Source organism: Streptomyces sp. Alt3 (genome assembly GCF_030719215.1).
GTDB classification, from domain to species: Bacteria; Actinomycetota; Actinomycetes; order Streptomycetales; family Streptomycetaceae; genus Streptomyces; species Streptomyces glycanivorans.
The window spans coordinates 2,640,827-2,665,291 of record NZ_CP120983.1; the positions used below are offsets into that span (position 1 = coordinate 2,640,827).

Consider the following 24,465-nt stretch of genomic DNA (forward strand, 5'->3'; position numbering starts at 1 on the left):
CGGCCCCGGCCGTCCACGGGGGACCGCCGGGGCCGCACACACTGTCGGGCGGGGCCTCTAGAAGACCGACTCGGCCTCGTACATCCGGTCGCTGGGGACCGTCTTCAGACGGGTCACGGCGTCCGCCAGCGGGGCCATCACGATCTCGGTGCCGCGCAGCGCCGTCATCCGGCCGAAGTCGCCGCGGTGCACCGCCTCCACGGCGTTCCACCCGAAGCGGGTCGCGAGCACACGGTCGTACGCCGTCGGCGTGCCGCCGCGCTGGACATGCCCGAGAATGACCGGCCGGGCCTCCTTGCCGAGGCGCAGCTCCAGTTCGGCGGCGAGGCGGTTGCCGATGCCCTGGAACCGCTCGTGGCCGAACTGGTCGATCTCACCCTTGGCGTACGGCATGGAGCCCTCGGCAGGGTGGGCTCCCTCCGCGACGCAGATGACGGCGAATTTCTTGCCGCGCGCGAAGCGTTCCTCGACCATCTTGACCAGGTCGTCGACCTGGAAGTGGCGCTCCGGCAGGCAGATGCCGTGGGCACCGCCGGCCATGCCGGACTCCAGGGCGATCCAGCCCGCGTGCCGGCCCATGACCTCGACGACCATCACGCGCTGATGCGATTCGGCGGTGGTCTTGAGACGGTCTATGGCCTCGGTCGCGACACCCACGGCGGTGTCGAAGCCGAAGGTCCGGTCGGTGGCGGAGATGTCGTTGTCGATGGTCTTCGGGACGCCGACGACCGGCATCCCCGCGTCGGACAGCATGCGGGCCGCGGTGAGCGTGCCCTCGCCGCCGATCGGGATCAGCGCGTCGATGCCGTAGCGGGTGGAGAGTTCCGCGCAGTGCTCGGCGGCCTCGCGCAGCCGGTCGCGCTCCAGCCGGGCCGAGCCGAGGATCGTGCCGCCGCGGGCCAGGATGCCGCTGACCGCGTTGAGGTCGAGGGGCCGGAAGTGGCCGTCGAGCAGCCCCTTGAAGCCGTCCTCGAAGCCGATGACCTCGTCGCCGTGGCCCACCACGGCGCGGTGCACGACCGACCGGATCACAGCGTTCAGGCCTGGGCAGTCGCCGCCTGCGGTGAGAATTCCGATGCGCATCCTGCTCTGTCTCCTGCTCGCTAGTGACATGCGTTCCGGGGGCCCGTCGACAAACCCCCGTACCGTGAGCCATGACGATTGTCCCACGCCCGGCCGGGCGCTCGCGCTTCCGGCTCAACGGGCAGGGGCCCTGCGGGGGCCGGAAGCGACCCGTTCCGGGCACTTCGCCCGGCGGGCGGCATACCTGCCCCGCTAGGTATCGTCAAGAGGACAAGTCCAGCCGAACACGACGGGAGACCACGCGTGACGCGCAGCGTGTACGTGACCGGGATCGACCGGGGAGACGGCCGCCAGGTCGTCGATCTGGGAGTCATGGAGCTACTGACGCGTCAGGTCGACCGGGTCGGCGTCTTCCGGCCGCTCGTCCACGACGGGCCGGACCGCCTGTTCGAGCTGCTGCGGGCCCGCTACCGGCTCTCGCAGAGCGCGGAGACCGTCTTCGGGCTGGACTACCAGGAGGCCTCCGCGGTCCAGGCGGAGAAGGGAACCGACGAGCTGGTGTCCCTGCTCGTCGAACGCTTCCACCAGGTGGCGCGCGACTACGAGGTCGTCCTCGTCCTCGGCAGCGACTTCGCCGCCACCCAGCTGCCCGACGAACTGGCCCTGAACGCCAGGCTGGCCAACGAGTTCGGCTCCTCGGTGATCACGGTGGTCGGGGGCAAGGACCAGGACGCCGGATCCGTGCGGGCCGAGACCCGCAACGCCTACCGCGCGTACGCCGGTCTCGGCTGCGACGTCCTGGCCATGGTCGTGAACCGGGTGGCCTCCGAGGACCGCTCGGACATCGCCGAACGGCTGCGGACACAGCTCCCCGTCCCCTGCTCGGTGCTGCCGGACGACCCCGCGCTCTCCGCGCCCACCGTCGCCCAGATCACCACCGCACTCGGCGGAACGGTTCTGCTCGGCGACGACTCGGGGCTGGCCCGGGACGCGCTGGACTTCGTGTTCGGCGGGGCCATGCTGCCGAACCTCCTGAAGGCCCTGACCCCGGGCTGCATGGTGGTCACCCCCGGCGACCGCGCGGACCTCGTCATCGGTTCGCTCGCCGCGCACAGCGCCGGCACCCCGCCCATCGCGGGCGTCCTGCTGACGCTGAACGAGCGCCCCGGCGAGGAGATACTCCGGCTGGCGGCCCGCCTCGCACCGGGCACCCCGGTCATCGCGGTGGCCGGCGGATCCTTCCCCACCGCGGGTGAACTCTTCGCGTTGGAAGGCAAGTTGAATGCGGCGACGCCACGGAAGGCGGAGACCGCCCTCGGCCTCTTCGAGCGCCACGTGGACACCGGCGCCCTGCTGGAACGGATCTCGGTGGCCCGCAGCGGCAGGGTCACCCCGATGATGTTCGAGCACGAGCTGCTGGAGCAGGCCCGCTCCGACCGGCGCCGGGTCGTCCTGCCCGAGGGCACCGAGGAGCGTGTCCTGCGGGCCGCGGACGTGCTGCTCCGCCGGGACGTATGCGACCTGACCCTGCTCGGGGACACCGACGTCATCCGCAAGAAGGCCGCCGACCTGGGCATCGACCTCGCCGGGACCCATGTCGTCGACCCGCAGACCTCCGAGCTGCGCCAAGGCTTCGCCGAGCGGTACGCCGCGCTGCGCGCGCACCGCGGGGTGACGGTGGAGCTGGCGTACGACGTCGTCTCCGACGTCAACTACTTCGGCACGCTGATGGTCCAGGAGGGCCTGGCCGACGGCATGGTGTCCGGCTCGGTGCACTCCACGGCGGCCACCATCCGGCCGGCGTTCGAGATCATCAAGACGAAGCCCGAGGCCTCCATCGTCTCGTCGGTGTTCTTCATGTGCCTCGCGGACAAGGTGCTGGTCTACGGCGACTGCGCGGTCAACCCGGATCCGGACGCGGAGCAGCTGGCGGACATCGCGGTCCAGTCGGCGGTCACCGCGTCCCGCTTCGGCGTGGATCCCCGGATCGCGATGCTCTCGTACTCGACGGGGACCTCGGGCACGGGCGCGGACGTCGACAAGGTGCGGGAGGCCACCGAGCGGGTACGCGCCTCCCGGCCGGACCTGAGGATCGAGGGTCCGATCCAGTACGACGCGGCGGTCGAGCCGTCCGTCGCCGCGACCAAGCTGCCGGCGTCGGAGGTGGCGGGCCGGGCGACCGTGCTGATCTTCCCCGACCTCAACACCGGCAACAACACCTACAAGGCGGTCCAGCGTTCGGCGGGCGCGGTCGCGGTCGGCCCGGTGCTGCAGGGGCTGCGCAAGCCGGTCAACGACCTGTCCCGCGGCGCGCTGGTCCAGGACATCGTCAACACGGTGGCCATCACGGCGATCCAGGCGCAGAGCGAGGAATGACCGCCATGACCACCGACCCGACCAGCGGAGGTTCCCGCTCCATGAATGACGCCCACCGCGTGCTCGTGCTCAATTCCGGCTCCTCGTCGGTGAAGTACCAGCTGCTGGACATGCGCGACCGGTCGAGGCTGGCCACCGGCCTCGTCGAGCGGATCGGCGAGTCGTCGTCCCGGCTGGTGCACACCCCGCTCAAGGGCGGGGAGCCCCGCGAGCGCACGGGCAGGATCGCCGACCACGAGGAGGCCCTGAAGGCCGCGGCCGAGGAGCTGGCAGCCGACGGGCTGGGCCTCGACTCCCCCGAGCTGGCGGCGATCGGCCACCGGGTGGTGCACGGCGGGCTGAAGTTCAGCGAGCCCACCGTGGTCACCGACGAGGTGCTGAAGGAGATCGAGCGGCTCGTCCCGGTGGCTCCGCTGCACAACCCGGCGAACATCACCGGCATCCGTACGGCGCAGGCGCTGCGCCCGGACCTTCCGCAGGTCGCGGTCTTCGACACGGCGTTCCACACGACGATGCCGGAGCACGCGGCGCGGTACGCGATCGACGTCGGGACCGCCGACGCGCACCGCATCCGCCGCTACGGCTTCCACGGCACCTCGCACGCGTACGTCTCGCGCAGGACGGCCGAGCTGCTGGGCCGGCCCGTCTCCGACGTGAACGTGATCGTGCTGCACCTGGGCAACGGCGCCTCGGCCTCTGCGGTGGCGGGCGGCCGCTGCGTGGAGACGTCCATGGGACTGACCCCCTTGGAGGGGCTGGTCATGGGTACGCGTTCGGGGGACATCGACCCGGCCGTCACCTTCCACCTGAAGCGGGTGGCGGGGATGTCGACGGACGAGATCGACGTCCTGCTCAACAAGAAGAGCGGCCTGGTCGGCCTCTGCGGCGACAACGACATGCGGGAGATCCGGCGCCGGGTGGACGAGGGCGACGAGCGCGCCACACTCGCGTTCGACATCTACATCCACCGGCTGAAGAAGTACATCGGCGCCTATTCGGCGGTCCTCGGCCGGGTGGACGCGGTGGTCTTCACGGCGGGGGTCGGGGAGAACTCGGCCCCGGTGCGGGAGGCTGCGCTCGCGGGGCTGGAGGGATTCGGCCTGGCCGTGGACCCGGACCGCAACGCCGTGCGGTCCGGCGAACCGAGGCTGATCTCGCCCGAGGACGCGCGGGTGGCGGTCGCCGTCGTGCCTACGGACGAGGAGCTGGAGATCGCGGGCCAGACCTTCGACCTGGTCCACAACTGAGCGGACCCGCGCCCTTTTGTATCTTCCACCAGACGGAATATTCCGCAGTGAAACAAACCGATAGGATCCGCCTCATGCGCCGTTCCAAAATCGTCTGCACCCTCGGTCCCGCCGTCGACTCCCATGAGCAGCTCGTCGCTCTGATCGAGGCCGGCATGAGCGTGGCCCGTTTCAACTTCAGCCACGGTTCCCACGAGGAGCACCAAGGCCGTTACGACCGCGTCCGCAAGGCGGCCGCCGAGACCGGCCGCGCGGTCGGCGTGCTCGCCGACCTCCAAGGCCCCAAGATCCGTCTCGGGAAGTTCGCCGAGGGTCCTGTCGAGCTGGTCCGCGGGGACGAGTTCGTCATCACCTCCGAGGACGTCGCCGGCGACAAGTCGATCTGCGGCACCACCTACAAGGGGCTGCCCGGCGACGTCGCCAAGGGCGACCCGATCCTGATCAACGACGGCAACGTCGAACTGAAGGTCGTCTCGGTCGACGGCCCGCGGGTCACCACCATCGTCATCGAGGGCGGTGTCATCTCCGACCACAAGGGGATCAACCTCCCCGGTGCGGCGGTCAACGTCCCCGCGCTGTCCGAGAAGGACGTCGAGGACCTGCGCTTCGCCCTGCGGATGGGCTGCGACATGGTCGCGCTGTCCTTCGTCCGGGACGCCGAGGACGTCAAGGACGTGCACAAGGTGATGGACGAGGAGGGCCGCCGGGTCCCCGTCATCGCCAAGGTCGAGAAGCCGCAGGCCGTCGAGCACATGGAGGGCGTCGTCGCCGCCTTCGACGCCGTGATGGTCGCCCGCGGTGACCTCGCCGTCGAGTATCCGCTCGAGAAGGTCCCGATGGTGCAGAAGCGCCTCATCGAGCTCTGCCGCCGCAACGCCAAGCCGGTGATCGTGGCGACCCAGATGATGGAGTCGATGATCACCAACTCGCGGCCGACCCGCGCCGAGGCGTCCGACGTCGCCAACGCGATCCTGGACGGCGCGGACGCGGTCATGCTGTCGGCGGAGTCCTCGGTCGGCGCGTACCCGATCGAGACGGTCAAGACGATGGCGAAGATCGTCGTCGCCGCCGAGGAGGAGCTCCTGTCCAAGGGCCTCCAGCCGCTGGTGCCGGGCAAGAAGCCCCGCACCCAGGGTGGTTCGGTGGCCCGTGCGGCCTGCGAGATCGCGGACTTCCTGGACGGCAAGGCCCTCGTCGCCTTCACCAAGTCCGGTGACACCGCCCGCCGGCTCTCCCGCTACCGCACGGCGCAGCCGATCCTGGCCTTCACCACGGAGGAGTCCACCCGCAGCCAGCTCGCGCTGAGTTGGGGCGTCGAGTCCTACGTCGTGCCGCACGTGGACAACACGGACGCCATGGTCGACCTGGTGGACGCGGAGCTGCTGAAGCTGAACCGCTACAGCGACGGCGACACGATGGTCATCACGGCCGGTTCGCCCCCCGGCGTCCCCGGCACCACCAACATGGTCCGGGTGCACCACCTGAGCGGCGAGCGCGCCTGACGCGTCGCACAGCCGTACAACGGCCGTGGCCCGCACCCCCGTTCTCACGGGGGTGCGGGCCACGGCCGTTGTGCGGCTCCCGGACAGGTCTGTGACTAGCTCTTGCCGCCGGTGAAGTAGTTCTGCAGGCCGGGGACCTTGAGCGATCCGCCGAACTGACCTGCCTGCTTCACCGTCGCGTCGGTGAAGAAGGCGAACGGCACGTTCAGCGGCGGCGGGGTCTCCGGGCTGAAGGTGATCGGGATGAGGCCGAAGAGGTTGCCCTTCAGCTCCTCCGTGTACATGGTCACCGTGCCGTTGCGGATGGTGGAGGTCGAGCCCTCCGCCGCCTTGACGTGACCGGTGGTGCCGGCGGGACCCGTCGTCAGCTGGTGCAGGTCCCTGATGTCGATGGTGTCGGCGGTGAACTTCAGCACCTTCTTGATGCTGCCGTTGTACGTCCTCACCTCGACGATCCCGGCGTAGTCGAGCCCGGTGAGCGTGAGCTTCGAGGTCTCCAGCGTCCACGGGTCGTCCGGGAGCAGCGGGATGCCCTGCTCCAGGTCGGCCGCGGCGAGCGCCTCGGGGTCGGCGGTCGGGCAGGGGAAGCGCTCCTTGGCGCCGTCAGGGATGTCCTCGTCCTTCACGGGGTCGAGTCCCTTGAGGTCGTCGTCGAGCTCCTCGACGTCCTCGCCCGCCTTGTCCGCCGCGTCGCGGATGGCGTCGGTGGTCTTGTCGACCGTGTCCTTCGCGGCCTCCGCGGCCTTCTCCGCCGGCTTGGTGGTGGCGGTGCTCTCCGACGGCTCCGGGGTCTTCGTGGTGGCGCTGGGGGACGGCTCCGCCGTCTCCTTGTCCGGTCCGTCGAAGAGGTCCTTGAGCGCGTCGCCGACACCCAGCGGGTCGAGGGGGTTCTTCGACTCGGTGGGAGCGGGAGTGGCCGAGGTGGCGGCCTTGTCCCCGGAAGCCTCCGTGGACGTGCCGTCCCCGGACTCGCTCGCGCTCGGACTGGCGGAGGGCTTCGGAGTGCCGGTGGCGTCGTCCTTGCCCTCGTCGTCCTTGTCCGCGTCGTCCTTGCCCGCGTCGTCGGACGGCGTGGCGCTCGGGGTCGGCTTCTCCTCGGGCTCCTGGGACTCGGACGGCTCGTCGGAGCGCGTCACGCAGGGCCCGGGCGCGAAGGGGATGTCCGAGTCGTCGGCCATGGCCAGCTTGGGGGTGAGCCCCATGCCCACGAAGACGGCCGTCGGCATCGCGGCGAGCGCGAACGCCTTCTTGCCCGCGGGCATGTGCAGCTTCGTCAGGAGTGACTTCCTGGGCGCCGCGTGGCGGGGCCCTCTTCGTTCCGGCAGGCTCTCCGGTCCGAAGTCGTCCGTCCGGCTCTCGTCACCCTGCACGATGCCTCCCGCCGTCGGCCTCCGCCGCCGCCTTGAACAGCATCGGCCCCCGCGGGCCCTCAGCCGTGTCATGGGATTCCTGGCCCTGCTCCGGAATCCGCTGGGTGTCGTCCCGGGTCAGCGGCGCCTGCCGGCCCTCGGGCTCCTCCGCGCCCTTCGCGTCGGCGGGGGCCCAGGAGATGGAGAGGGCTCCGCCGAGGAGCGAGAACAGGAAGCCGACGATGAAGCCGCCGATGTTGGCGACCGGTATGGAGATCAGCGCGAGCAGGATCGCGGCGACGCCGGCGAACACCCGCACGATGTGGTGGAACCACATCGTCAGACCCAGCGTGACGAGCAGGACCCCGATGATCAGCGACCCCGCACCCGCGGTGGTGGACATCGCGATCGTCATGTTGCCGAGGTGCATGTTGGCGTACGGGAAGTACGCGATGGGTAGACCACCCAAGATGGTGAACAGGCCCGCCCAGAACGGCCGGTTACCCCGCCAGGTGCGGAATCCCCGCCGGTAGACGGTGAGGTAGTGCTCGTTCTGCCCTGTGGACTCGGGGCTCATGGAAAACAGCTCCCTGGAACCGGTACTGCTGTGAGAAGAGAAGGGGTGGGCGGCCGGAAGCCCTCACGGGGCTCCGGCCGCCCGGGCGAGTGCTAGAAGCACTCCTTGACGCCCTTGTGCAGCCTCAGGCTCAGGTTGCTGAGCTTGAAGGTGCCGGCCGTGGTTGCCCACGCCGTCTGCTCCACGTTGGACAGCGTGGCCGTCTTGGCGCGCTGCGAGAAGCCACCCGCCTTGACTGCCTTCTCGGTGCCGGCCTGGATGCCCGGCTTGCCCACCGAACCGGCGGCGACGCCGATGTCGATGTTCTCGAAGTACGCGTCCGCGTCGAGCTGGGCCACGTCGAGGTACAGGTTCGTCGCCTCGACGGGCTTCTTCGGGTCGGTGCCCGCCTTCAGCTGCAGGCTGACGCTGCCGAGACCGAAGGGCAGGTCCGGCGTCACGACCGACTGGCACATGTTCGTGATCGTGGCCTTGCTGAAGCCCGACACGGCCACCGGGTGAGCCTGCTGCTTCTCTCCCTCGATGTCCGTACCGACAGCGACGCTGCCGTACTGGACGAAGTCCTCACCGACGAGCTTGTCGGTGGAGACCTTGAAGCTCTGGCCGGAGACGCTGAACGACGCGGCGAGCGCGCCCTGCGCGAGGCCTACGCCGACCGCCGCGGTCGCGACGACGCTCGGCACCATGACCAGAGCGAAACGCTTCCATCTGGTACCACCGCGAACCTGAGAACTCATATGTTTCCTCCTTCTCGGACGTACATCTCCGGTACGGGCATCGTGCCCGCCCTGGGATGGGAGAAGTGCTACGTCCTCGGGAAGGAGAGCGCCCGGACCGGAGGCGCGTACCGCATCCGAATCACCGGCGATCACCCCCGAGCGACAACCACTGGCCGCGCGTCTGCGCAGCCGGTTCGGACAGGCCCTGCCCAGGGGCAGGAACCCCCCTGTCCGCGATCGGCGCCACTGCCGCCGACCACCCGGTGGGGACCCAACAGACCCACCTGCGCCGACTGGCCGTCGGGCCGGCGGGTATTGGACCGAGCGTGGCCGATCGTGGTGCATTCGCGGCCGTGACACAAGGGGGGTCGTTACTGACTAGTAACGACCAGATAACCGGGACACGACAGGGGGGTGTCGTCCGGCCACTCAGGGTGGCACCAAACGGACGTACGAATGATGGGATTACAACCCTAAAACGGACAGACCCTCAGAGGTGATTTACTGCGAGTAACAGCACGTACTTTTATCAAGTTTTGGTAAAGCGGATGCGTTCCTTGTCGCCCACTCGCGAAAACGGCCGTGGCGCCCCGGAGGGCTCCACGGCCGTGTTGTCACATCAGAACAAGACGCGCGCCAGGGCGGTCCGGGCCGCGGTGACACGGGGGTCGTCGGGGCCGATCACCTCGAAGAGTTCGAGGAGCCGCACGCGGACGGCGTCACGGTCGTCGCCGAAGTTACGGCGGACCGTCTCGACGAGCCGGCCGAAGGCGTCCTCGACGTGACCGCCCACGAGGTCCAGATCGGCGGCGGCCATCTGCGCCGCCGGGGCGGCCGGGTTCTCCGCCGCCTCCTTGCGGACCTGCTGCGGGTCCAAGCCCGCGACGCGGCCCAGCAGTTCGGCCTGAGCGAGCCCCAGCTTGGCCTCGGTGTTGACCGGGTCGTCGGCCAGGACGCTCCGGTACGCCCGGACCGCTCCGTCGAAGTCGTTGGCGTCCAGCGCCTGCGCGGCGGTCTCCAACTGCGCGTCGTACGGTCCCGCGGGCACCTCGGCCGGAGCGCTGTCCGCGTCCCCGGCGGACGGGTCGACGACGATCCCGGTGAGACCGAAGCGCTCCTCGCCGACCTGGATCAACTGGTCGAGCGTCTCGCGGATCTGGCTCTCGGGGGCCGCGCCCTGGAAGAGCGGGAGGGCCTGCCCGGCCACCACCGCGAAGACCGCGGGGATGCCCTGGACGCCGAACTGCTGCATCAGCATCTGGTTGGCGTCGACATCGACCTTGGCCAGCAGGAAGCGGCCGTTGTACTCGACGGCGAGACGCTCCAGGAGCGGGCCGAGCTGCTTGCACGGCTCGCACCACTCGGCCCAGAAGTCGATGACGACGGGTACCTCGGTGGAGCGCTGGAGGACGTCGGTCTCGAAGCCCGCCTCGTCGACGTCGATCACCAGGGAGGCGGGTGCGACGGCACCGCCACCCCCCTGCCGGGCGGACTCGGCGCGGGCCTGCTCGGCCTTCGCCTTGGCGTCGCCGGCCGCCTTCACAGCGGCGAGGTCGACGACGCCGCTCATGGACATGTTCCTAGGCTGCATACGTACATCCTCCCCCCTGTGCGCACTGTTCCGGAAAGCGATCCGCGAACCGCTTCCGTCCACGGCCACACCGGTGTGCGTGGCAATGGGACGGAAACGGCCCCGAGGCCCTGAAAAACCCCGTGTTTCGGTGCCGGGTCCCCACCCGGCGCCTGTGGCTGTCGATCAGTCGTGGCGCAACGACGGCGGACCGTCGCTCCTTACGCTACGACCCGTAGCGTAACTGTCCGGCCCCCCTCCGGGGCAAGAGCGCGCGGTGATCTGTCTCACGGGCTCCGGGGCCGGTCAGCAGTACTTACCGGCCGGTATGGTCGCCGCATGCCGAGCCGCACTCCCACCGAACCCGCCCGGTCCGGCCGTCCCCGGAGCGCCGAGGCCGATGCCGCGATCCTGGAGGCGACCCGTGCGTCACTGGTCGACCTCGGCTGGTCGAAGCTGACGATGGGTGATGTGGCGACGCGCGCGGGGGTCGCCAAGACGACTCTCTACCGTCGCTGGGCCGGCAAGAACGAGCTCGTGGTGGACGCGGTCGCCGTCCTCTTCGACGAGCTGGAACTGCCCGACCTCGGGAGCCTCCCGGCCGACGTGGAGGCCGTCGTCCTCCAGTTCGCGGCCCTGCTGGAGCGGCCGGAGACCAAGACGGCGCTGATGGCGGTGGTCGCCGAGTCGACCCGGGACGAGGCCTTGCGGGACCGTATACGGGGTTCGATCGTCGCCCGGCAGAAGCACCTCGTGCTGCAGGGGCGGGAGCGGGCGCAGCTGCGCGGCGAACTGCCCGCCGAGCCGGACACGGTGGTGGCGGCCCGGACCGCCGACCTGATCTTCGACGTGATCGCCGGCGCCGTGGTGCACCGGACACTGGTGAGCGCCGAGCCCGTCGACTCCGACTGGGCCCGGCGCTTCACGATGCTGCTGCTCTCCGGGCTGGGCGCCGCGGCGGCCGGGCGGCAGCCAGGGGCCTGAGACCCCGGGGAGTCACCGCCGACCGGGGGCTCAGAAGCCCGGCGGCTCCGTGTAGACACCCCACTCGTCGCGCAGCACCCCGCAGATCTCTCCGAGGGTCGCCTCGGCCCGCACCGCCTCCAGCATCGGGCCGATCATGTTCGAACCGTCGCGCGCGGCGGCCAGCATGGCGTCCAGCGCCTCGCGGACCTCCGCGTCCTGGCGGCCCTCCTTGCGCCCGGCGAGCACCCGCACCTGCTCTCGCTCGACCTCATGGCTGACCCGCAGGATCTCCAGGTCGCCGGTGACCGAACCGTGGTGGACGTTGACGCCGACGACCCGCTTCTCCCCCTTCTCCAGCGACTGCTGGTAGCGGAAGGCGGATTCGGCGGTCTCACCGGTGAACCAGCCGTCCTCGATGCCGCGCAGGATGCCTGAGGTCATCGGTCCGACGGGGTGCCGGCCGTCGGGGTGCGCCCGGGTGCCGCGTTCCCTGATCTGTTCGAAGATCTTCTCGGCGTCGGCCTCGATGCGGTCGGTGAGCTGCTCGACGTACCACGAACCGCCCAGCGGGTCGGCGACGTTGGCGACGCCGGTCTCCTCCATGAGCACCTGCTGGGTGCGCAGCGCGATCTCCGCCGCCTGCTCCGACGGGAGGGCGAGCGTCTCGTCCAGGGCGTTGGTGTGCAGGGAGTTGGTGCCCCCGAGGACGGCGGACAGCGCCTCCACCGCGGTGCGCACGACGTTGTTGTACGGCTGCTGGGCGGTGAGCGAGACACCCGCCGTCTGGGTGTGGAAGCGGAGCCACTGCGCCTTGTCCGTCTTCGCGCCGTAGGTCTCCTTCATCCAGCGGGCCCAGATCCGGCGGGCGGCGCGGAACTTGGCGATCTCCTCGAAGAAGTCGAGGTGCGCGTCGAAGAAGAAGGAGAGCCCCGGCGCGAAGACGTCGACGTCCAGACCGCGGGAGAGGCCCAGCTCGACGTACCCGAAACCGTCGGCGAGGGTGTACGCGAGCTCCTGCGCGGCCGTGGCCCCCGCCTCGCGGATGTGGTAGCCGGAGACGGAGAGCGGCTTGTACGCGGGGATGTCGCGGGCGCAGTGCTCCATCAGGTCGCCGATGAGGCGCAGATGGGGCTCGGGCTGGAAGAGCCACTCCTTCTGCGCGATGTACTCCTTGAAGATGTCGGTCTGGAGCGTGCCGTTGAGCACGGCGGGGTCGACGCCCTGGCGCTCCGCTGCGACGAGGTACATGCAGAAGACGGGGACGGCGGGTCCGCTGATCGTCATCGAGGTGGTGACGTCACCGAGCGGGATGTCCTGGAAGAGGACCTCCATGTCGGCGGCGGAGTCGATGGCGACACCGCAGTGGCCCACCTCGCCGAGCGAGCGGGCGTCGTCGGAGTCGCGGCCCATGAGGGTCGGCATGTCGAAGGCGACGCTGAGCCCGCCGCCGCCGTTGGCCAGGATGGACTTGTACCGCTCGTTGGTCTGCTCGGCGTTGCCGAAGCCGGCGAACTGGCGGATCGTCCAGGTGCGGCCCCGGTAGCCGGTGGCGTGGAGCCCCCGGGTGAAGGGGTACTCGCCGGGCCAGCCGATCCGCTCGAAGCCCTCGTACGTGTCACCGGGGCGGGGCCCGTACACGGGCTCCACCGGGTCACCGGAGAGCGTGGTGAAGTCCGCGTCGCGCTTGCGGGCCTTGTCGTACCGGGCCTGCCAGCGGCGGCGGCCTTCCTCGATCGCAGATGCGTCCATGGATCAAATTTACTAGGACGTCCTAGTAAATGTCGACGGCAAACCGCCCGGCGCTTTCGCGCGGGGCGGTCAGGTGGTGCCCGTCAGGCCTTGACGGCCTGTGCGGATCCGTCGGTGATCAGCGGCTCGACCTCCTGGACCACCTTGCGCTCGACGAAGAACGCGGCGGTCGGGATCGTGCCGGAGATCAGCACCCAGAGCAGCTTGCCGACCGACCACTTCGCCTTGGATCCGAGGTCGAAGGCGAAGATCAGGTAGATGATGTAGAGGACACCGTGGAGCTGCGAGACGACGAGCGTCAGACCCTCACCGGTGTCGAAGCCGTACTTGAAGATCATGCAGACGCACAGGATCAACAGCATGACGGCGGTGACGTAGGCCATCACCCGGTAGCGGGTCAGCACACTGCGTTTCATGGCATCGAGCGTAACCGGAGGTCCGGGCCGATCTTCGGGCGCCCCGGCTCTCACGCGCGGGGTGTTCAGGCGCCGTCGAAGTCCTGCGCGGCCACCCGCAGCGGCCGGAGCATCGCGAAGATCTCGGCGCATTCCTCTTCGTCGTAGACGCCGAGCCCGAAGTCCATCGCCATCAGGTCCTGGCTGGCCGCCTCGACGACCTCCCGGCCCTTGTCGGTGATGGAGGCCAGGGTTCCGCGGCCGTCGTTGGGGTTGGGCCGCTTGTCCACCAGCCCCGAGCGCACCAGCCGGTCGACGGTGTTCGTCACCGAGGTGGGGTGCACCATCAGACGCTCGCCGATCTTGGACATCGGCAGCTCGCCCGCCTGGGAGAAGGTCAGCAGGACCAGGGCCTCGTAGCGCGCGAAGGTCAGTCCGTAGGGTTTGACCACCGCGTCCACCTCGGCGAGCAGGATCTGCTGCGCACGCATGATCGAGGTGATCGCGCCCATGGAGGGCACCGGCCCCCACCGCCGGTGCCAGAGTTCCTCGGCGCGGGCGATGGGATCGAAGGGGAGGCTGAGCGGCTTCGGCACGGCACGACCTTACCCACTGGTCACTTGGTGGTCAGCCCTGTCTCGCACTTCGGTACCGGACACGCGTTCTACGCACCTCCACGACCAGCAGAAGCGTGCAGACCGTTCCCACGACACCCGAGCACGCGACCACCTGGTGCACCGGGAAGAACTCCGCGGCCAGCCCCGCGAGGGCCATGCCCAGCCCCTGGACCGTCATCAGGCCGGCGGTGAGGAGGGTCATGGCCCGTCCCCTCAGGTGCTCGGGGACCGCCTCCACGAACCACTGGTCGAGCCCGATGATGTACGCCGCGCCGGCCCCGGCCAGCACCAGGGCGGCCACGGTCACGGCCATCCCCGGGCGGAAGGCGTACAGCGCGAGGGGCAGCAGCCCGAGGGCGGCGGCCGGCAGCACGATCCGGGAGCGGGCACGGGGGCCGAGGGCGGTCCCGACGTACAGCTCGGTACCGATGTGGCCGACGGCCATCGCGCACATCAGCAGCCCGAGGGCGGCGGGGCCGGCGCCGATGGCGTCGACGTACGGCGCGGCCAGGGCCTCCGGGGCGACGACGAAGAAGGCGGGCACCCAGAAGAGCAGGAGCAGCCCCCGGATCCGGCGGTCGCCGAGGACGGCCCTGGCCCCCGCGAGCGACTCGGCGAGCAGCGGGCCGGCGGTGTCCTTCCCCGTACGGGCGGGCCGGTCGAGGGTGCCGAGGCGCAGCAGCGCCGCGGAGCAGAGGAACGTCATGACGGTGACCGCGATCGCCCCACGCGGGGACAGCACGGTGAGCAGCATCCCGCCCGCGCCGAATCCGATGAGCATGGCGCTCTGCGAGACCAGGCGCAGCAGCGAACGCCCGAGGACGTAGAGGTCGCCCTCGCCGAGGATGTCGGTGAGGGCCGCCGTCCTGGTCCCGGTGAAGACGGGGGCCACCGCCGCCACGGCGCAGCGCAGCGCGAGGAGCACGCCGACCGGGGTGCCGGGGAGCACCATCACGGCGACGCAGCCCGCGCAGATCAGGTCGCAGGTGACGAGGACGCGGCGGGCGGGGTAGCGGTCGGCGACCCCGGCGAAGAGGGTGCCGCCGACGACGTACGGGAGGAAACCGAGCGCGAACGTGAGGGCGGACAGGAGGGGTGAGCCGGTGAGGTCGTAGACGAGGACGGTGAGCGCCAGTTCGCTGACGGTCACGCCGAGGAGGGAGAGCAGATGCGCGGCGAAGACCGCGCGGAACTCCCGCACGGCGAGGACGGCCCGGTAGCCCTTGGCTCCGGGGTCGGCCTCCGGGGCGGAGCCCGGGTCGCGGGAGGAGGTCCGCTCCGGAGGCCTGGCCGGGGACAGCCCCTCGACGGCGGGCGCTTCGCGGGGTGTTCCCGCCGGGGTGGTGGTGTCGTTCGGCATGGACGCAGCGTGGGGCAGGGACCCGGCCTCTTCGTAGACTTTCGGTTCACGCCGAATATCCGAGTGGGGGCGCATGCCGTTCCATCTGTACTTCGACGAGAGCGATCTGCTCCGCGTCCGCTTCGCTCTGTCACCGCTCTGGGAGACGCAGGAGGCCGTGCGCACGCTCCACCGCCGGTCTCGGCACGGGTACCACCTGCCGTGGCTGCGGCGGATCGAGGAGGGTGCGGCGGGGCTCGATCTCACGCCGCTGTGGCTGCTGATGCCCGAGTCCGGCTTCAACCCGGACTTCATCTGCCCGCCGCCCCTCGGACCGCTCGCCGGCTTCGAGGAGGAGCTGGCGGCCGTACGCGCGACGGATCCGGCGACCGCCCGCAACGACATCGCCCTCGCGCTCGCGGACACCCCCGGCGGCCTCCGCTCCCCCGCCGGCAGGCGGATGCTGGCCGACCCGGCACGGGCCGTCCAGGAGCTGGCGGACCTGCTGGAGCAGGCCTGGCGGGTGATGGTCGAGCCGCACTGGCCCCGGCTGCGGGCCCTGCTGGAGGCGGACGTCGCCTACCACTCGCGCCGCCTGGCGGAGGTCGGTTTCGGGGGGCTCCTGAGCGAGATCAGTCCACAGTTGCGCTGGGCCGGCTCGACGCTGACGGTGGCCGGCACCCGGGGCGACCACAGCCGGGTCCTGGGCGGCCAGGGACTCGTGCTGATGCCCAGCGTCTTCGTGTGGCCCGACGTGGTCGGCGGCCACGAGCCTCCCTGGCAGCCCGCCGTGATCTATCCCGCGCGCGGCATCGGCGGTCTGTGGACCGAGGCCGCCGAGCGGACCCCCGACACCCTGGCCGGGCTGCTGGGGAGGGCACGCGCCGACGTGCTCTGCGCCCTCGCCGAACCGGCAGGGACGAGCGCGCTGGCGCACCGGCTCGGCCTCGCCCCGTCCTCCGTGTCGGCGCACCTGAAGGTGCTGCGCGCGGCCGGCCTGCTCACCTCACGGCGCTACGGGCACCAGGTGCTGTACGAGCGCACCCCCCTGGGCATCACGCTGTCGGGGCAGGAGTCCTGATCCACGCGACGCGCGCGGATCAGTTCCCGCCCGTCGGGGTGCTCGCGTTGGCGACGGTCAGCGCGGGCTCCGGCTCCTGGACGGGGGCCTGAGCAGGGGACCGGCCGGGCACGGTGCGGGCCGCGCGCCCGCGCAGCAGGGCGAGGGACCACAGCGCGAGGGGCGCGAGAGCGGTCACCAGGGCGAGCACCGCCCAGGGGCGCAGCTGCGCGTGGGTGAGCACGAGCAGGCAGCTCAGCGCGGCGAACAGCCAGGTGGCGGCCTCCACGGGACCACGGGCGAGCGTCAGCGTGTAGCCGACGAGCCGTCCGGGCGGCACCCGGAACAGCGCCTTGCCGTACTGGCGCAACAGTGTCCCGTACGCCCCGCGGGACCGCCGCGGCCGACGGTCGCCGAGGTCCGCCCAGGAGACGGGCTCCTTTCCGGCGCCGGGAAGGTCCGCCGCGTGGACGGAGCGCCAGTACCGTCCGGTCAGCGGGTTGCGCAGCCGGTGGATCTCGAAACCGGTGACCGTGGCGTCCGTGACGGAGTCGTGGAAGCCGCCGGCCTGGCGCAGTGCCGTCACGCGTACGACCGAGCCTGTCCCGTCGAGCAGGGGCGCCCCGTAGCGGTTGCCCGCCCGTTGGACCAGCGTGCCGAGGAGCGGCCGCGGTGACGCGGGGGCCTCGTCCCGCGGGCCCACGACGAAGGCGATGTCCGGATCACGGAACCAGCCCGTCGTCCGCTCCAGGGCCTCCGGCTGCGGGACGTGGCCGGCGTCGGCGGACACGACGAGGTCGTAGGCGTCGCCGTGCTTGGCGAGCCAGGCGTTGACGTTCCCGCGTTTCGTACCGGCCTTGTGCGGGCCCGTCCCCCGGTTCCACTCGGGCACCCCGAGCCGTGTGAAGTGGTGGACGCCCAGCTCGGCGCAGAGCATCCGCGCCTCGGGGTCGTCACCCTCGTCGAGCAGCCAGACGTCCAGCGGGCCCGGATGCCGCATGTGCACGGCGGCCTCCAGCGTGGCCCGCACCGCGGAGAGGGGCTCCCTGCCCGGGGTGTACGTGGTGAGGAGGGCGAGCCCGGTGCCGGGTTCCGGCGTCACGGGGACCGGGTCCCTGGCCACCGAGACGGCGTAGGCCACCGCGGCCACGTTGGCCAGCAGGAACAGCTCGACCGTGCCGACGGACACCAGCGTCAGGGAGTCGGCGAGCACCAGCCATCTCCGGCCGCTGCCGCCGTGGGTCCAGTGCGTCGGCCACAGCGCGTGGAGCAGCAGCAGCCCGGTGACCGCGGGAAGGACGGGCAGCAGGAGGACGGCCGCGCCTGTCCGCGCCGGACGGCGGTACCGCACCCGGTACCCCGTCGCGAGCGGCCCCGCGGCGCCGCTGTCGTGATCGTGACCCTCCGTCGGCATCACGCCTCCCATGGTCGGACCGTTCCGGTATCCCCACAGAAGGGGAGATGCGGCGGCGTGTCGACCTGACAGGACCGAGCGAGGGGTTTTATTCGCCCGAACGGAAAGAGCCCCCGGTGCCTGCCGGGGGCTCTTCGTGCGTGACGGGTTCGGACGGGGGGTCAGCCCGCGAGGTGCCGTTCCACCGTCTCGACCTTGGAGGTCAGACCGTCGGTGACGCCCGGCCGGATGTCGGCCTTCAGTACCAGGGAGACACGGCCCGCACGGGCCTCGACGGCGGCGACGGCGCGCTTGACGACGTCCATGACCTCGTCCCACTCGCCCTCGATCGAGGTGAACATCGCGTCCGTGCGGTTGGGCAGTCCGGACTCGCGGACGACGCGGACGGCGTCGGCGACGTACTCACCGACGTCCTCGCCGACACCCAGCGGACTGACGGAGAAGGCGACGATCATGCGTTCACCGTGCCCTCGGCGCGGGCGCGGGCGGCGATGACGCCGTCGGCCTCGTACTTCTTCAGCAGCTTCTCCCCGTAGAGGCCGCCGAAGGGGACCACCGCGAGCAGGAAGAACAGGGCGACGCGCTTGAGCGGCCACTTCGCCTTGACCCACACGTCCAGGAGGAACACCACGTAGATCGTGAAGAGGAGGCCGTGCAGCGCGCCGAGGGGCGGCATCAGGAAGTCGATGTCCGAGACCCGCATGAGCAGCGAGCCGAAGATGAGCAGCGCCGGGAAGGACAGCGCCTCGGGAAGCGAGATGAGGCGCAGCCGGTGCAGGGCGGAAGCGGTCTTGATGTCCACGAGGGCACCTTCGGTGGGAGGGGCGTGTCGGCTTGTGAACGCAGGCACAAGCACAGCCATTGTGGCATCGCCCCCGGCCCCCGGGAGCGCGGGGTCCGGGTCCGGTCCGTGCGGCACGTATCGGCGCATATCAGGGTCGTCCCGGGGTCGTGATCCACCGTCGGGCTCTGTCCGCCGGGGTCCCCGGCGGCTAACGTCGCACTGTGGCGATGTTCCGACTCCAAGGCAGCAAGACGCTCGCCGTCGACCTGACAGGCGACGCCGTCAAGGCGAAGAACGGCTCGATGGTCGCGTACGACGGCCGGATGGCGTTCAAGAAGATGTCGGGCGGCGGTGAGGGGCTCCGCGGCATGGTGACCCGCCGGCTGACCGGCGAGCAGATGGAAGTGATGGAGGTGAAGGGGCAGGGCACCTGCTATTTCGCCGACCGGGCGAGCGAGATCAACCTCGTGTCACTGCACGGCGACACCCTCTACGTCGAGGCGAGCAATCTGCTGGTCACGGACGCCGGGCTGCGCACCGGTACCTCCTTCACGGGCCTTCGCGGCGGGGCGAGCGGCAACGGCCTGTTCACCACGACCGTCGAGGGGACCGGTCAGGCGGCGATCATGTCGGACGGCGCGGCCGTGGTGCTGCGGGTGTCGCCCCAGTACCCGCTGCACGTCGACCCCGGCGCCTACATCGCCCACCAGGGCAGGCTCCAGCAGCACCTCCAGTCCGGGGTGAACTTCCGGACGTTCATGGGCGAGGGCTCCGGCGAGTCCTTCCAGATCCGCTTCGAGGGCGACGGGCTCGTCTACGTGCAGCCCAGCGAGCGGAACACCGTCGGGGGCGATGTCTGATGCCGTTCCGTGAGATCAACTCGAAGATGGTCGAGGCCGCGGTGGCGCCCGGCCGGAAGATGTACAGCCAGCGCGGCGCGATGCTCGCGTACCGGGGCGACGTCTCCTTCACCCCGGACATCCGGGGCGGGCAGGGCGGTCTGGGGTCGATGATCGGCCGGCGGGTGGCCAACGAGGCGACCCCCCTGATGACGGTCGAGGGCAGCGGCACGGTGATGTTCGGCCACGGGGGCCACCACATCCAGGTGATCGACCTGGCCGGCGACACCCTCTACGTGGAGGCCGACCGGTTGCTCGCCTTCGACGGGACGCTCCGGCAGGGCACCATGTTCATGGGCTCGCAGGGCGGGGTGATGGGCATGGTGCGCGGGCAGGTGACCGGGCAGGGTCTGTTCACGACGACGCTCAAGGGCCACGGCTCGGTGGCCGTGATGGCGCACGGCGGGGTCGTCGAGCTGCCGATCGCACCGGGCCGGCCGGTGCACGTGGACCCGCAGGCGTACGTCGCCCACCACGGGGACGTGACCAACAAGCTGTCCACCGCGCTCGGCTGGCGCGACATGGTGGGGCGCGGTTCCGGGGAGGCGTTCCAGCTGGAGCTCAGCGGCGACGGAGCGGTGTACGTCCAGGCGTCGGAGGAGAAGCTGTGAGCACACCGGTGATCTTCGACCCGATGACGCTGCCGTCGGACGACAACGTCAACTCGTACACCTTCTGCGTGGAGCTCAAGGGGAGCCAGTGGTTCCTGCAGAAGGGCAAGATGATCGCCTACTACGGGCAGATCCAGTTCGACGGCATCGGGCACGGGCGCTTCGAGCGCCTGATCCGCACGAGCTTCCACTCACCGCTGCACGCGAGCGACTGGGTGGTGGCCGAGGGCAGCGGCAAGATGCTGCTCGCCGACCGGGCCTTCGACGTGAACTCCTTCGACCTGGAGGACGGCAACCTGACCATCCGGTCCGGCAATCTGCTGGCCTACCAGCCGACCCTGGCGCTGAAGCAGTCGATCGTCCCGGGCTTCCTGACCCTGATCGGCACGGGGAAGTTCGTCGCCGCGTCCAACGGCCCGGTGGTCTTCATGGAACCGCCGCTGCGGGTGGACCCGCAGGCGCTGGTGGGGTGGGCGGACTGCCCCTCGCCCTGCCACCACTACGACCACGGCTACATGACGGGCGTGATGGGCGGGCTGCGCTCACTGACCGGGATCGGCGGGACGTCGGGCGAGGAGCACCAGTTCGAGTTCGTCGGGGCGGGCACGGTACTGCTCCAGTCGACCGAGGCGCTGATGCCCGAGCAGGCGACCGGCGGCGTCCCGCACGAACCGGGTGTGCCGGGCGGCGGGCAGGCGGGCGGTCAACACGGCTCCTCACCCCGCATGCCCGGTCAGCTGGGGGACCTCCAGCGTCGCTTCGGGCTGTGAGCGGTAGTCTGCGGAGTGTGATGTCCAGGGGGGCAGGTGCGCTGACTCACACTCCCACAGTTCGTCCGGCTTTCAACATCTTAGGTAGAATCCCATACATGGAGATGACCGAGACGGCCACTCGATGGCTGACCGATGCGGAGCAGTGCGCCTGGCGCACCCACCTCGACGTCAGCAGGCTGCTGACTCATCAGCTGGAGAAGGACCTCCAGCCGTTCGGCCTGACCATGAACGACTACGAGATCCTGGTCAACCTCTCCGAGTCGGACGACCAGCGGATGCGGATGAGCGATCTCGCCGCCGCCACCCTGCAGTCCAAGAGCAGGCTCTCGCACCAGATCACCCGCATGGAGAACGCGGGCCTGGTGCGGCGCGAGCACTGCGAGTCGGACCGGCGCGGGCTGTTCGCGGTCCTCACCGACCTCGGCGGCGAGACGATGCGTAAGGTCGCGCCGCACCATGTCGAGTCGGTGCGCAGGCACTTCATGGACCTGCTCTCCCCCGACGAACTCTCCGAACTGAACGCGGCGTTGACTCCGATCGCGGAGCATCTGCGCGGTCGGCGCGGCAAGCCGTAACGCTCACCCTCCTCAGCCGCCGTCGGCCGCCGGCTCCCGCCCGGCCGACGGCAGGCGCAGGGTGAACCGTGCGCCGCCGGCGGACGCCGTACCCACCGCGAGGGTGCCCCCGTGCCGGGAGACCACGTCACGGGCGATGGCCAGACCGAGCCCGGCCCCGCCCTCGTCACGGCTGCGGGCGTCGTCCAGACGTACGAAGCGCTCGAAGATCCGGTCCCGCTCCGCCTCGGGCACGCCCGCGCCGTCGTCGGTGACCTCGACGAGCACGTCGCCCCGGTCGGCCCGCACCGAGACCGCCACCGCACGTTCCGCGTGACGCTCGGCGTTGTCCAGGAGATTGCCCAGCACCCGGGCCAACTGCCCCCGTGATCCGGCCACTTCGAGTGGGCCCAGGTCCGCCACGGACACCTCCGGCGGGATCCGGTCGGCCGCCCGCTGGGAGACCTCCTCGCGGACCAGGGCTCCCAGGTCGACCGCGGCGCGCCCCGGCCGCTCCCCCGCGTCCAGCCGGGCGAGCAGCAGCAGGTCCGCGGCCAGACCCTGAAGCCGTACGGTGTCGGCGACCGCGCCGGGGACGTCCAGCAGCTCGGGGTGGGCCTCCCCGACCTCCAACTGTGTGCGGAGCGAGGCGATCGGGCTGCGCAGCTCGTGCGAGGCGTCGGCGACGAAGCGGCGCTGCCGGTCGACCGACGCCTCCAGCACGGTCAGGGTCTCGTTGGTCGTCCGGGCCAGCCTCGCGATCTCGTCGCGCGAGTCAGGCTCGGGGACGCGGCGGCCCAGGTCCTCGGACGCGGTGATCGCGGCCAGCTCCCGCCGGATGCCCTCCACGGGCCGCAGTGCGCGACGGGTGACCAGCCAGGTCACTCCGGCGACGACGAGCAGCATGAGGGGCAGCCCGGTCAGCATGGAGTTGCGTACGGTGTCCACGGCCTCCTGTTCGGCCGCGAGCGGGGCGCCCGCGTGGACGGTCAGGGTGACGTCCTCGTCCGTGGTCAGCTCGACGGAGGCGAAACGGTAGTCGGCCGTCTCGCCGTCGACGGTGGCGGTGCCGTTCGCGAAGTCCGGCTGGTCGGACGACACCTCACCGCGGGGCGGGGTGCTCGCGTCGTCATCGTCGTCGTCATCGTCGTCCCCCGGGCTCGGGACCGGCGCCGACGGCACCGGATCGACCTCCGCCGTGCCCGTACCCGAGACCGCCTCCAGGTCCTTGGAGACGGCCACCACGCGCCCCTCCTCGTCCGTCACCTGGACGGGGTGGGTCTCCTCGTCGCCCAGTTCCAGCTCCGCGTACGTCGCCCCCAGAGCCAGCTGTCCGGCCACCTCCCGAGCGGCCACCTCGGCCTCCAGGCCCGCCCGGTCCGTCAGATTGCCCCGCAGCACCAGCAGGACGGCCAGCCCCGCGGCCGTCAGGGCGACGGCCACGACCAGGGTGGCGCCCAGGGCGGCCCTGGCCCGCACCGACCTCACAGCGCCTCCAGCCGGTAGCCCGCGCCCCGTACCGTACGGATCGACGCGGCGCCGAGCTTGCGGCGCAGGGTGCTGATGTAGACCTCGACGATGTTCGGGTCGCCGTCGTAGGCGAAGTCCCAGACGTGCTCCAGGATGTCCGCCTTGCTGACCACCTCGCCCGCCCGCCGCACGAGCTGTTCCAGGACGGCGAACTCCTTCGCGGTGAGGGTGATTTCGTCCTCTCCCCGGTGGACCCGTCGGGCGGCGGTGTCCATCCGCAGCGTGCCGACGGTCAGCACGGGCGAGGCCGAACCGCCGCGCCGGCGCAGCAGCGCCCTGATGCGGGCGACGAGCACGACGTACGAGAACGGCTTGGTCAGGTAGTCGTCGGCGCCCGTGTCCAGGCCCTCCGCCTCGTCGTACTCCCCGTCCTTCGCGGTCAGCATCAGGATGGGCGTCTCGTGCCCGGCGGCGCGCAGGGCGGCACAGATCCGGTAGCCGTTCATCCCGGGGAGCATGATGTCGAGGACCACGAGGTCGTGGACCCCCTGGCCCGCCAGGTGCAGGCCCTCCAGACCGTCGTGCACGACGTCCACGGCGAAGCCCTCGGCGGTCAGTCCCCTCGCGAGGGACGTGGCGAGGCGCTTCTCGTCCTCCACGATCAGCAGGCGCATGGGGAAAGCTTCCCAAACCGAACCTGAAGACGCCTTCAGGTGGCTTCAGGCTGTGTTCAGCATCGCCCGGCCAGTGTGGTTCCCGTCGCACCACACATCCCATCGGGGAGGAACCACCATGAAGCGCAACATCGCCATCGCCACACTCACCGCCGCCGTACTCGTCGGTGGCGGGCTCGTCACGACCGCGGCCTTCGCGGACTCCGGCAGCGGGGTGAAGGACGACCGGACGGCATCGGCGGACCGGGCGGCCGGGGACTCCGCGCCCGCCGGGAACACGGGGACGACGGGGCGCGTCGGGGTCGACGAGGCCGTCGCCGCCGCGCTGAAGGCCGTCCCCGGCACGGTCACCGAGGCGGAGCTGGACGATGACGACGACGACCGTGACCGCACCGTCTGGGAGCTCGACGTGTACGGCTCCGACAAGGTCTGGCACGACGTGACGGTGGACGCGCGGAACGGCAAGGTCCTGTCCGACCGCGAGGACGACGACAACGACGACCGCGACCGGCACGCGCCCCGGTCGGCGGCCGTGTCACTGGACGCGGCGGTGAAGGCGGCCCTCGGCGAGCGGCCCGGCACGGTGACGTCGGTGGACCTGGACGACGACGATGACGACGGCGAGCGGGGTGCGCCGCGCTGGGACGTCGATGTCGCGGGCAAGGACGGCAAGCAGCACGAGCTGCACGTCGATGCCAAGAGCGGCAAGGTCACCGTGGACCAGGACGACGACAACGACGACGGTGACGACGACGGCAACGACGACGACTGATCCCCTCGGCCGGCGGTCCCGTCCG

General features: G+C 70.8%; 24 protein-coding genes. 10 read left to right on the forward strand and 14 right to left on the reverse strand.

Annotation, left to right across the window (positions count from 1 at the left end; all coding sequences use genetic code 11):
* Window positions 1-57: 57 nt before the first annotated feature.
* Window positions 58-1,083 (reverse strand): ATP-dependent 6-phosphofructokinase, encoded by a 1,026-nt coding sequence (locus P8A20_RS11095; RefSeq protein WP_147959559.1) that lies wholly within the window; start codon window positions 1,081-1,083, stop codon window positions 58-60.
* Window positions 1,084-1,326: 243 nt separating this feature from the next.
* Here P8A20_RS11095 and pta point away from each other — a divergent pair, with 243 nt between their 5' ends.
* The 3 genes from pta (at window position 1,327) to pyk (ending at window position 6,148) form a co-directional block, all read left to right on the forward strand.
* Window positions 1,327-3,399 (forward strand): phosphate acetyltransferase, encoded by a 2,073-nt coding sequence (pta, locus tag P8A20_RS11100; RefSeq protein WP_147959558.1) that lies wholly within the window; start codon window positions 1,327-1,329, stop codon window positions 3,397-3,399.
* Window positions 3,396-4,646 (forward strand): acetate kinase, encoded by a 1,251-nt coding sequence (locus P8A20_RS11105; protein WP_147959557.1) that lies wholly within the window; start codon window positions 3,396-3,398, stop codon window positions 4,644-4,646. Before pta ends, P8A20_RS11105 begins: the two co-directional genes overlap by 4 nt.
* Window positions 4,647-4,720: 74 nt before the next feature.
* A complete protein-coding gene (gene pyk, locus P8A20_RS11110; RefSeq protein ID WP_306103435.1) occupies window positions 4,721-6,148 on the forward strand; it encodes a pyruvate kinase in 1,428 nt (475 codons plus the stop codon).
* Between the two features lie 95 nt (window positions 6,149-6,243).
* Here pyk and P8A20_RS11115 read toward each other — a convergent pair whose 3' ends face one another.
* The 4 genes from P8A20_RS11115 to P8A20_RS11130 form a co-directional block, all read right to left on the reverse strand.
* Entirely contained in the window at window positions 6,244-7,518 is a 1,275-nt protein-coding gene (locus P8A20_RS11115) for a hypothetical protein (RefSeq protein WP_147959556.1), read from the reverse strand.
* Window positions 7,508-8,074, reverse strand: coding sequence for a DUF6114 domain-containing protein (locus P8A20_RS11120; RefSeq protein ID WP_147959555.1), 567 nt, complete (start codon window positions 8,072-8,074; stop codon window positions 7,508-7,510). The genes P8A20_RS11115 and P8A20_RS11120 overlap by 11 nt, the downstream gene beginning before the upstream one ends.
* A 92-nt stretch (window positions 8,075-8,166) precedes the next feature.
* A complete protein-coding gene (locus P8A20_RS11125; RefSeq protein WP_147959554.1) occupies window positions 8,167-8,811 on the reverse strand; it encodes a DUF6230 family protein in 645 nt (214 codons plus the stop codon).
* Window positions 8,812-9,412: 601 nt separating this feature from the next.
* Entirely contained in the window at window positions 9,413-10,363 is a 951-nt protein-coding gene (locus P8A20_RS11130; protein ID WP_306105140.1) for a tetratricopeptide repeat protein, read from the reverse strand.
* A gap of 339 nt (window positions 10,364-10,702) precedes the next feature.
* Here P8A20_RS11130 and P8A20_RS11135 point away from each other — a divergent pair, with 339 nt between their 5' ends.
* Window positions 10,703-11,347: a TetR/AcrR family transcriptional regulator gene (locus P8A20_RS11135; protein ID WP_306103436.1), complete on the forward strand. Its 645-nt coding sequence runs from the start codon at window positions 10,703-10,705 to the stop codon at window positions 11,345-11,347.
* 30 nt (window positions 11,348-11,377) lie between these two features.
* Here the strand turns inward: P8A20_RS11135 and icmA are convergent, their stop codons facing one another.
* The 4 genes from icmA to P8A20_RS11155 form a co-directional block, all read right to left on the reverse strand.
* A complete protein-coding gene (icmA, locus tag P8A20_RS11140; protein WP_147959551.1) occupies window positions 11,378-13,078 on the reverse strand; it encodes a coenzyme B12-dependent isobutyryl-CoA mutase large subunit in 1,701 nt (566 codons plus the stop codon).
* Window positions 13,079-13,161: 83 nt separating this feature from the next.
* Entirely contained in the window at window positions 13,162-13,494 is a 333-nt protein-coding gene (locus P8A20_RS11145; RefSeq protein WP_147959550.1) for a DUF3817 domain-containing protein, read from the reverse strand.
* A 65-nt stretch (window positions 13,495-13,559) separates the two neighbouring features.
* Entirely contained in the window at window positions 13,560-14,069 is a 510-nt protein-coding gene (locus tag P8A20_RS11150; protein ID WP_147959549.1) for a MarR family winged helix-turn-helix transcriptional regulator, read from the reverse strand.
* A 31-nt stretch (window positions 14,070-14,100) separates the two neighbouring features.
* Window positions 14,101-15,450, reverse strand: coding sequence for an MFS transporter (locus P8A20_RS11155; protein ID WP_147959548.1), 1,350 nt, complete (start codon window positions 15,448-15,450; stop codon window positions 14,101-14,103).
* A 73-nt stretch (window positions 15,451-15,523) separates the two neighbouring features.
* On the opposite strand from P8A20_RS11155, the gene P8A20_RS11160 reads away from it, so the two are divergent.
* Window positions 15,524-16,510, forward strand: coding sequence for an ArsR/SmtB family transcription factor (locus P8A20_RS11160; protein ID WP_147959547.1), 987 nt, complete (start codon window positions 15,524-15,526; stop codon window positions 16,508-16,510).
* A gap of 19 nt (window positions 16,511-16,529) precedes the next feature.
* Here P8A20_RS11160 and P8A20_RS11165 read toward each other — a convergent pair whose 3' ends face one another.
* The 3 genes from P8A20_RS11165 to P8A20_RS11175 all read right to left on the reverse strand — a co-directional run bounded on the left by P8A20_RS11165 (window position 16,530) and on the right by P8A20_RS11175 (window position 18,705).
* On the reverse strand, window positions 16,530-17,903 hold the full coding sequence (locus P8A20_RS11165; RefSeq protein ID WP_147960452.1) for a glycosyltransferase family protein: 1,374 nt from the start codon (window positions 17,901-17,903) through the stop codon (window positions 16,530-16,532).
* A 161-nt stretch (window positions 17,904-18,064) separates the two neighbouring features.
* Window positions 18,065-18,358 (reverse strand): MTH1187 family thiamine-binding protein, encoded by a 294-nt coding sequence (locus P8A20_RS11170; RefSeq protein ID WP_015578763.1) that lies wholly within the window; start codon window positions 18,356-18,358, stop codon window positions 18,065-18,067.
* Entirely contained in the window at window positions 18,355-18,705 is a 351-nt protein-coding gene (locus P8A20_RS11175) for a DUF3817 domain-containing protein (RefSeq protein ID WP_014154016.1), read from the reverse strand. Before P8A20_RS11175 ends, P8A20_RS11170 begins: the two co-directional genes overlap by 4 nt.
* 209 nt (window positions 18,706-18,914) lie before the next feature.
* On the opposite strand from P8A20_RS11175, the gene P8A20_RS11180 reads away from it, so the two are divergent.
* The 4 genes from P8A20_RS11180 (at window position 18,915) to P8A20_RS11195 (ending at window position 21,545) form a co-directional block, all read left to right on the forward strand.
* Window positions 18,915-19,547: an AIM24 family protein gene (locus P8A20_RS11180; RefSeq protein ID WP_147960451.1), complete on the forward strand. Its 633-nt coding sequence runs from the start codon at window positions 18,915-18,917 to the stop codon at window positions 19,545-19,547.
* Window positions 19,547-20,197 carry an AIM24 family protein gene (locus P8A20_RS11185; protein ID WP_147959546.1) on the forward strand — a complete coding sequence of 217 codons (651 nt, stop codon included), beginning with the start codon at window positions 19,547-19,549 and terminating at the stop codon, window positions 20,195-20,197. The genes P8A20_RS11180 and P8A20_RS11185 overlap by 1 nt, the downstream gene beginning before the upstream one ends.
* Window positions 20,194-20,967, forward strand: a complete 774-nt coding sequence (locus P8A20_RS11190; RefSeq protein WP_306103437.1) for an AIM24 family protein — start codon at window positions 20,194-20,196, stop codon at window positions 20,965-20,967. Before P8A20_RS11185 ends, P8A20_RS11190 begins: the two co-directional genes overlap by 4 nt.
* A gap of 98 nt (window positions 20,968-21,065) precedes the next feature.
* Window positions 21,066-21,545, forward strand: coding sequence for a MarR family winged helix-turn-helix transcriptional regulator (locus P8A20_RS11195; RefSeq protein WP_147959544.1), 480 nt, complete (start codon window positions 21,066-21,068; stop codon window positions 21,543-21,545).
* Between the two features lie 12 nt (window positions 21,546-21,557).
* On the opposite strand, the gene P8A20_RS11200 is transcribed toward P8A20_RS11195, so the two are convergent.
* Entirely contained in the window at window positions 21,558-23,012 is a 1,455-nt protein-coding gene (locus tag P8A20_RS11200; protein ID WP_147959543.1) for a sensor histidine kinase, read from the reverse strand.
* Window positions 23,009-23,668, reverse strand: a complete 660-nt coding sequence (locus P8A20_RS11205) for a response regulator transcription factor (protein ID WP_147959542.1) — start codon at window positions 23,666-23,668, stop codon at window positions 23,009-23,011. The genes P8A20_RS11200 and P8A20_RS11205 overlap by 4 nt, the downstream gene beginning before the upstream one ends.
* A 118-nt stretch (window positions 23,669-23,786) precedes the next feature.
* Between P8A20_RS11205 and P8A20_RS11210 the strand changes: the two genes are divergently transcribed.
* Window positions 23,787-24,440, forward strand: a complete 654-nt coding sequence (locus tag P8A20_RS11210; RefSeq protein WP_147959541.1) for a PepSY domain-containing protein — start codon at window positions 23,787-23,789, stop codon at window positions 24,438-24,440.
* Window positions 24,441-24,465: the final 25 nt, after the last annotated feature.